Origin of the sequence: Belliella aquatica (genome assembly GCF_014637795.1) — a bacterium.
Classification (GTDB): domain Bacteria; phylum Bacteroidota; class Bacteroidia; order Cytophagales; family Cyclobacteriaceae; genus Belliella; species Belliella aquatica.
Map to the genome: position 1 here is coordinate 1 of NZ_BMFD01000036.1, position 8,124 is coordinate 8,124.

At 38.4% G+C, this 8,124-nt stretch carries 6 protein-coding genes and 1 pseudogene; 3 read left to right on the forward strand and 4 right to left on the reverse strand.

Annotation, left to right across the window (positions count from 1 at the left end):
* Both IEV57_RS19090 and IEV57_RS19095 read left to right on the forward strand, forming a co-directional pair.
* The coding region (locus tag IEV57_RS19090) for an MBG domain-containing protein (protein ID WP_188444638.1) at positions 1-2,940 on the forward strand (2,940 nt) is incomplete at its 5' end.
* 79 nt (positions 2,941-3,019) lie between these two features.
* Positions 3,020-3,952 (forward strand): PorP/SprF family type IX secretion system membrane protein, encoded by a 933-nt coding sequence (locus IEV57_RS19095; protein ID WP_188444639.1) that lies wholly within the window; start codon positions 3,020-3,022, stop codon positions 3,950-3,952.
* Between the two features lie 844 nt (positions 3,953-4,796).
* Here IEV57_RS19095 and IEV57_RS19100 read toward each other — a convergent pair.
* The 4 genes and pseudogenes from IEV57_RS19100 to IEV57_RS19570 form a co-directional block, all read right to left on the reverse strand.
* Positions 4,797-5,810: an IS3 family transposase gene (locus IEV57_RS19100; protein ID WP_308419894.1), complete on the reverse strand. Its 1,014-nt coding sequence runs from the start codon at positions 5,808-5,810 to the stop codon at positions 4,797-4,799.
* 2 nt (positions 5,811-5,812) lie between these two features.
* Positions 5,813-6,205: a hypothetical protein gene (locus tag IEV57_RS19105; protein WP_188444640.1), complete on the reverse strand. Its 393-nt coding sequence runs from the start codon at positions 6,203-6,205 to the stop codon at positions 5,813-5,815.
* Positions 6,206-6,245: 40 nt separating this feature from the next.
* The gene (locus IEV57_RS19110; protein WP_188444641.1) at positions 6,246-6,695 is read right to left on the reverse strand and encodes a transposase; all 450 of its coding nucleotides are present in this window, start codon (positions 6,693-6,695) and stop codon (positions 6,246-6,248) included.
* Positions 6,696-6,932: 237 nt separating this feature from the next.
* Positions 6,933-7,004, reverse strand: a pseudogene (locus IEV57_RS19570) (IS1/IS1595 family N-terminal zinc-binding domain-containing protein); the annotation flags it as partial.
* A 510-nt stretch (positions 7,005-7,514) separates the two neighbouring features.
* Here IEV57_RS19570 and IEV57_RS19115 point away from each other — a divergent pair.
* Positions 7,515-8,124, forward strand: a 610-nt coding sequence (locus IEV57_RS19115) for a phage tail-like protein (protein ID WP_505625209.1), incomplete at its 3' end; no start/stop codon positions are given.

An 8,124-nucleotide genomic window follows, 5' to 3' on the forward strand; every position in this document is an offset into this window, starting at 1 on the left:
ATCTTGCAAAACACCTTGGCGAATAGCAACTATACGATTTTGTATACGGATTCGGAACTGGAGATTAATCCACTTTCGGTAACTGTCAGTGCAGAAGAGAAAGTTAAGACTTATGGAGAAATTGATCCAAGTTTAACCTTTGTATCAACACCTGGAGCAGGAAGTGCCTTAGCGAATGGTACTGAAGTTTCATTTACAGGATCACTTTCCAGAGAGATAGGTGAGGACGTGGGGACTTATTTGATCTTGCAAAACACCTTGGCGAATAGCAACTATACGATTTTGTATACGGGTTCGGAACTGGAGATTAATCCACTTTCGGTAACTGTCAGTGCAGAAGAGAAAGTCAAGACTTATGGAGATAATGATCCAAGTTTAACTTATGTATCTACACCTGGAGTAGGAAGTACCTTAGCGAATGGTACTGAAGTTTCATTTACAGGATCACTTTCTAGAGAAATAGGTGAGGACTTAGGAACTTATTCGATCTTGCAAAACACCTTGGCGAATAGCAACTACACGATTTTGTATACGGGTTCGGAACTGGAGATTAATCCACTTTCGGTAACTGTCAGAGCGGAGGAGAAAGTCAAGACTTATGGAGACACTGATCCAAGTTTAACCTATGTATCAACACCTGAAGTAGGAAGTACTTTAGAGAATGGGACAGAAGTTTTATTTACAGGGTCTCTTTCTAGAGAAGTAGGTGAGGACGTGGGAGCTTATTCTATCTTGCAAAACACCTTGGCGAATAGCAACTATACGATTTCATTTATTGGTACTGATTTGATGATCAATAAAAAGTCACTTACGATCACAGCGGATAATAAAGAAAAAATATATGGAGAAATTAATCCAATTTTGACATTTTCTTATTCTGGCTTGGCGAATGGAGATACATCCATATCTTCTGAACCCACATTAAGTACTATTGGAGAAGATTTATCGGATGTTGGGGTTTACCCTATATTGCTGTCTGGAGGGACTGACCCAAATTATGAAGTTTCTATAATTTCAGGTTTACTTACAGTTTCTCCAAAGAAGTTGTTTATAAAAATTGATAATAAGCAAAAGTTTTATGGGCAAAATGATCCGGAATTCACGGTCGAATTTGAAGGTTTTGTCAATAATCAATCTTCTTCAGTTTTATCAGGTATTCTTAATTTGACAAGAATAGCTGGTGAAGATCCAGGTAAATATGTTATTAATGGAAGTGGTTTAAATAGTACAAATTATTCTCTGGTCTTTATTCCAGGAGTATTGATAATTGAATTTTTAGATACAGATGGAGATGGAGTACCAGATGGCATAGAAGAGAAGCAGGGTACAGACCCACTTGATCCAACTGATTATAAAGATACAGATGGAGATAGGGTTCCTGACTATGTAGAAATACTAGATCGTACTAGTCCAACAGATCCGAAAGATTTCAAAGATACAGATGGTGGGGGTACACCATATTTTGTGGAATTAGTTTTGTTTCCAGAATATGGACTTCCTCAAGGTAATATCAATGATTCATCTGACGATGAACGAGACTTTGATGGCGATGGCGTTCCTGATTACCAGGAAATCAAGGATGGTTCAGATCCACTTGATCCGAATGATTATAAAGACACAGATGGAGATGGTGTTCCAGATTATATTGAGGAGCGTAATGGTACTGATCCAACTGATCCGACTGATTACAAGGATACGGATGGTGATGATGTACCAGATTATATTGAGGGTCGTGATGTTACCGATCCAACAGATCCGAACGATTTTAAGGATACAGATGGCGACGGCATACCTGACTATATCGAAGAGCGTGATGGAACAGACCCAACAGATCCGAATGATTTCAAAGATACAGATGGTGACGGTGTACCTGACTATATCGAGGATCGTGATGGAACCGATCCAACAGATCCGAATGATTACAAGGATACGGATGGTGATGGTATACCAGATTATATTGAAGAACGTGATTCTACCGACCCGCTTGATCCAGATGATTATAAGGATACAGATGGAGACGGCGTACCTGACTATATAGAGGAGCGTGATGGGACGAACCCTTCTGACTCAACTGATTTTAAGGATTCAAATGATACCGGTATTGCAGATTACATTACTGATAGAGCAATTATCCAAGTGACTACTATTGATTTGCAAATTGCATGGGGGCAGGCTGGTGATGTGCTTCCAAATGAAATTCTTGTGACTTCCTCTCAAGGAACTATGGTCAATGTTACCGTGGTTTGGACAGAATCTACCTTAAATAGATTTCAGAGAGGAGATTATGAAGTTATTGGGGAGTTGATTGCTCAAAATGGCGTGTTTAATCCTTATGGATTCAAAGCTTTAGCAAAAATCAACGTCTTACCAAAACCTGCACCAGAAGACATCTTATTGTCCAACAACACCTTCGAGGGAGCGAGAACCAGTCAGGAAGTAGCAATCGGTGCATTGAGTGTGGTTGATCCTATAGACAATATACATGTGCTTGGTGTGCCATATGATTTGGAAGATAACAGATACTTCAAAGTGATTAACGATGTACTTTATTGGAGCAGTGAAGATCCTGCTGAGGGAAGGACTACATTCAAGGTTGTAGTGAGGGTCATTGATAGAGACTTCAACATGTTGGAAAAGGTCTTTATCATAGAAAGAAGTAGAAAGTCGGTTTCCAGTATAGAAGTATTTAACGCTTTCACTCCAGAAGGAGATGGTAAGAATGATACTTGGGGAGTTCTAGATTTGAGATACTACAGAGGGGTGCGCATCCAAGTATTCGACAGAGGAGGAGAAAGGTTGTTCTACACTGAGAATCCAGATATCCGCTGGGATGGTACTTTCAATGGTAAAGAGTTACCAGTCGGAACATACTACTGGACGATCGAAGTAGGAGAGACTGGAGAAGTAAGAAAAGGAATGTTGAATCTGTTAAGAAAATAAGAATTAGGGAAAAGGTTAAAGGTTAAAGGGAGGACATCCTTTAACTTTTAACCTCGAACCTTTCACCTCAAAAAAAGCCATGAAAAAGATATTTATACTCGTAATAAGCTTCGGACTGAGCATGACCATGTTCGCTCAATCAAGAAAATATATTTCTCAATTCAGTCACTTACAGGGCTATTACAATCCGGCCCTGACAGGCTATGAAGGTTCCATGGTTCGCGGCTTTGTCCGCAATCAGTGGGCAGGCTGGGAGGGAGCACCAAAGACCTACTTTGCTTCGGTAGAACTGGATTTTGGCCAACTCTCGGGTCAGTCCTCAGGAGATATTCTAGGCAAGAATGCCGCAGGAATATCTATTCTACATGATCAGTATGGAGCCTTTGCAGAGACTGAATTTGTAGCTAGCTATGCTTCGAGAATCCAAGTTGGAGAGAAGACTAATCTGAGATTAGGAGCAGGTCTCAATTACCGTTCTATCCGTTTGGATGGAAATAGTATGACAACAGAGCAAGCAGATGACCCGATAGTTGGACAATACTTCGGTAACTTCTCTAACATGCAAGTGATAGACTTCAATTTGGGACTTGCCCTGACCCACCCAAGTTACTATGTGTCCTATGCAGTACACCATGTAAATCAAGGAGCGATCAGTTCAGGAGATGTGTTTATGGAAAGAATGCCCAGAGTAGGCATCTTCCAAGCAGGTTACAGAAACAGGATCAATGATAATCTAGCTTTAGCAACCAACTTTATGTACAGAAGTCAGTATGATTTACCGGACAACTTAGAACTCAATCTCAAAGTAGTCTTGAAAGAAAAGGTTTGGATTGGAGGAGGACATAGAATAGACTATGCAAACAACTTCCAGTTTGGCTTGCTCTTCGACAAGATGCGCATTGGCTATATCTACGAGATGCCGATGTTGAAAAGCTACTTATTACCGAATGTGACGCATGAATTTATGTTGACTTATGCGCTGTTTGGAGATAGTAGAGGGATGATTTGGTAAGGAAAGTGAAGCTTTGCAGGATGGGAAAATCGAGAAAGGTCAATATTAATTGTTAAAAGATGGTAGTTGATATTTGAAAATTGAAGATATTAAAAATATTTAATTGTGCAACTGCTTAATCGATTAGATAGTAGAACTTTTTAGACTGAACATTAATAGTTCTATGTATTGACTCCAAAATTTCGCTGTTCTTATTTGCTTTAAGATTTCAAAGCTTAACCTCATCCAAACAGTTGAACAAATAATCAGGTCTTCTTGGTGATTTGTTAAGAAACTAAAGTACAGAAAAATAATGAAAATTATATAACCTAAAAACTCCTGATTTAGCTGTTTTTAGCTTTTTTCAGCGTATTCTTTTTTGTAATTAATATTATTGTAGGTAATGTGGTCAAAAATAGTTGGTGACTTTTGTTGAAAAATTTCTTAACATACCATGCAGATTTGAAGAGGACGTAAGCTCTGCTGAGGAGCAACTTACCAGCAATAAAATCTGTCAAGTGGAATGAGAGGGCTTCGCTTATCGGAGCCCTTTTTTATACTTCATTCTTCTTGTTCTATGGCTAAGAAAAACCTTTCTTCCTACTATTCTTAAAGTATAAGTACCACCTCAAAAAGCTTTTTCTATTTTGAGTTGATAGGCCTCTGTGGACATTTAAATTAATTTTTAAATGTCCAAAAAATGACTCTAAACCATTGGTTGATTTTGGAATCCTTTGATTTTCTAGGTACTCAAAAAGGTTAGGCAATGCGCTTTTTAAAACAGAAAAAGAACGTCTCAATAGTTTGTCTCGTCCTGAAAATGGTTGACACTTTTATTGTTTAAATATAGTTAGTATTTCAATTTCTAAGAATTTTGGGATAACTTACAATACCACGATGAAGCGGAGGCAAGCTCTGCTGAGGAGCAACTTGCCAAGGAATAGTCGTTTGGTCCGATAGCGTTGCTATTTTCAGACCGGATCTTAACAGGTTCGGTCTTCTTTTTCCAGCTGTACTTATTCCCAATAACGCGTTCGGTATCATGCCTTAGAAAACCTTCGTCATGTACTTGGTTTGGCGTAAGATTACTCCCCAGTCCTTCGTGCGGTCTCATATCATTATAGATTTTGATGATCTGACTTATATATTTTTGTGCATTGACACCTTGTTCTCTAGCAATATCATCCAACCACTCTTCTTTAAGAATACCGTTTACTCTTTGTGCTATGGCATTTTCATGTGGGGAGGCAGGCTTCGTCATACTGATCCAGACTTTTTTCTTTTTTAAAAGGTCCGTGTAATCATAACTGCAGTACTGTACCCCACGATCTGAGAGATGAATCAGGGAGTATGGTTCAATGTATTTCTGAGATTGAAAAGCCATTTTTAGGGCATCAAGCGCCGATTCAGCCTTCAGGTCAAAAGAAAGATTCCAGCCCACTATTTTCTGGGAATAAGCATCTGTAATAAGATACAGATACATGACTTCCCTGTTAAGCTCGACATAGGTAATATCGGAGACCCATAACTGGTTGGGTCTTGAGACAACCATATTTTCAACAAGATTATGGTACTTCCTTAGCCAATGATGGCTCTGGGTAGTGAAAAACCTCCTTTTTCTCTTAGTAACTAATAATCCGTTCATACGAAGCAGATCAAACAGTTTATCTCTGCCTATCTTGATTTTATGTAGGGTTAAATCTTTCTTTATCAAAGAATACATTTTTCTCAACCCCCACCTAGATGTTTTAGCCTTCTTCCTGATCTTGAGAACAAAACTCACCACCAAATCTTCCTCAAATGCCTCTTTACAAACATTATTGATACCTTTATAGTAACCTTGTCTGCTCTTGCCAAACAATCCACAAAGTTGAGCCAAGCTTATCCTTGGCTCTTCTTCTTTGAGTCTTTGAACTGCTTGGCACCAGACTTTTTTTCAAGATCCAGGCCATATTCTTCTTTGGCAATATCGACCATGATCTGATATGCCCTGCCCTTTAACTGGCTAAGCTTCAACTCTTCTTCGAGTTGATTAATACGAGCTTTAAACTCGTTGTTGGAATCCTGTTTTTCTGACATGTTTCTTAATATCGGAAGAGGGTCCTTAGGAACTCTCCTTTCTAGACCAGCAAAAATCCTCATCCATTCCAAGATAGCGGATTTACTTTTAATTCCATAAACATGCCTTGCTTGTTCTTTAGTCAAAGTACCTGATAGAACTTCCATAACAATTTTTCTCTTTGCCTCCTCAGAGAATTTTTCTGTCTTTCGCATTTTGTCCGATTATAGGTTTACAATTTCTAGTAAAATTGTGTCAACCTATTTCAGTACACGACCGTTTGTGTTTATACCAATACTTTCCCGTTATGGGATTGACTGTTTTTTCATTAACAAACTGGTGGTGTCGAGTATCCCAATTGGCTAGTTCGAGTAGCCAAAAACTGAGTTCTTGTTTTGATTGGATCAGATGTAGTGTGGAAACAATTTTTCGAAGTTCCTGCCCGGGAATGCTCTTAGGATTGCTGGAAAGCCATATTCTACACATTCGCTGCACATGAATCACACATCTCTGAAGAGTGACTTGTGGACATACTTTTCGGATTGCTTTGATTAAAGCCCGATTTCCATCGCAAGTAATTGATTCAATTTGAACTCCAAGAATTAGAAGATTTTCTAGGTCTTCTTTGAGTTCTTCATAGCGTTCTCCGTCACTGAAACGATAGAGTTGAGTGAATTTAATGGTGTTGTCCCGATATAAAATCAAGCATAAATCCCTGGTAAAATATGTGCCGTCAATAAGAAGATTTACTCGCTCAGACGGGTAAACACTTAGGGTTGGAGGTTCATTTAAATACCTTTTGAACAGTCGCTGAATGGTACTCTTACTCAGACCAGTCTCTGTTACTAATTGCTCAAATGTACGTCTGCCAACTACCCATTTTTCAAACCAAACAAACTGATTCGCTTTAGTTACTGAAGGGTTGGAGCCAGTGAAAAGAATGCCACAATTTTTACACTTATATCGCTGCTTGCCTGCTTGTTTTCCCCACTTGATTGAGGCAAGAAAGCCACAAGCCCAACATCGTTTTTTTTGAAGTTTTCATGAAACAAAAAAACCTTATTGAAACTGATTTCAATAAGGTTTTTGTAAATAATTTTAAATCAATCCGTTACAGGGTTTTTACCAACTATTTTTGACCATTAGATCTTATTGTAAACTAAAACACAGTTGAAAATATGACACAGATGCTTTTTTAAAGATTTCGATAGAAATTCTTCAAAACATCACTTTTTTAAGAATTTATTGATAATACCTTCAAAAAGAAACTCATTTATCTCCTTAAGAATTTTTGGAATCGGCTAAAGAGATTTTGACTGAAAGTCTATTTTTAAGATTTCATTTAATTTACTTATAAATGAAAAAATGACCTTAATTGTTTCAGTTGTTACATCTGAAACATTCTTTTTTTCAATATTTGAGATTGTAAAAATACATTTGTTTTGTTACAAAATTTTCTCTGAATTAAACTCATTAATACTGCACACAATATGCAAATTTTAATACTACTTAATTAAAAAAAAAATGAAAAAAAAGTTACTATTCCTAGTTCTCTTTATCGTATTACCTTTTGCAATCCAAGCTCAGGTAGGAATTGGAGTTGAAAATCCTCATGCCTCAGCTGCTCTTGAAATAGTTTCAAAAGAAAAAGGACTCTTGATTTCAAGAATGACATTAGAAGAGAAAAATGCAATTCAAAATCCTACAGAGTCTTTGTTAATCTATCAAACAGATGGTGAAGTAGGGTTTTATTATTTTGATGGAAGTTTATGGGTTTTGCTCAATACTTTAATTCCTGGTCCTATGGGACCTCAAGGCCTCCAAGGTCTGGCGGGTAAAGATGGATTAGATGGAGCAACGGGTCCAATGGGCTCTCAAGGTCCAGCAGGATTGAATGGTGCCGATGGATTAGACGGAGCAACTGGTCCAATGGGTCCTCAAGGTCCGGCAGGATTAAATGGAATGGATGGATTGGACGGAGCAACAGGACCAATCGGACCCCAAGGCCCAGCAGGGAATGATGGATTAGATGGAGCAACGGGTCCAATGGGTCCTCAAGGTCCGGCAGGATTAAATGGAATGGATGGATTGGACGGAGCAACAGGACCAATCGGACCCCAAGGCCCAGCAGGGA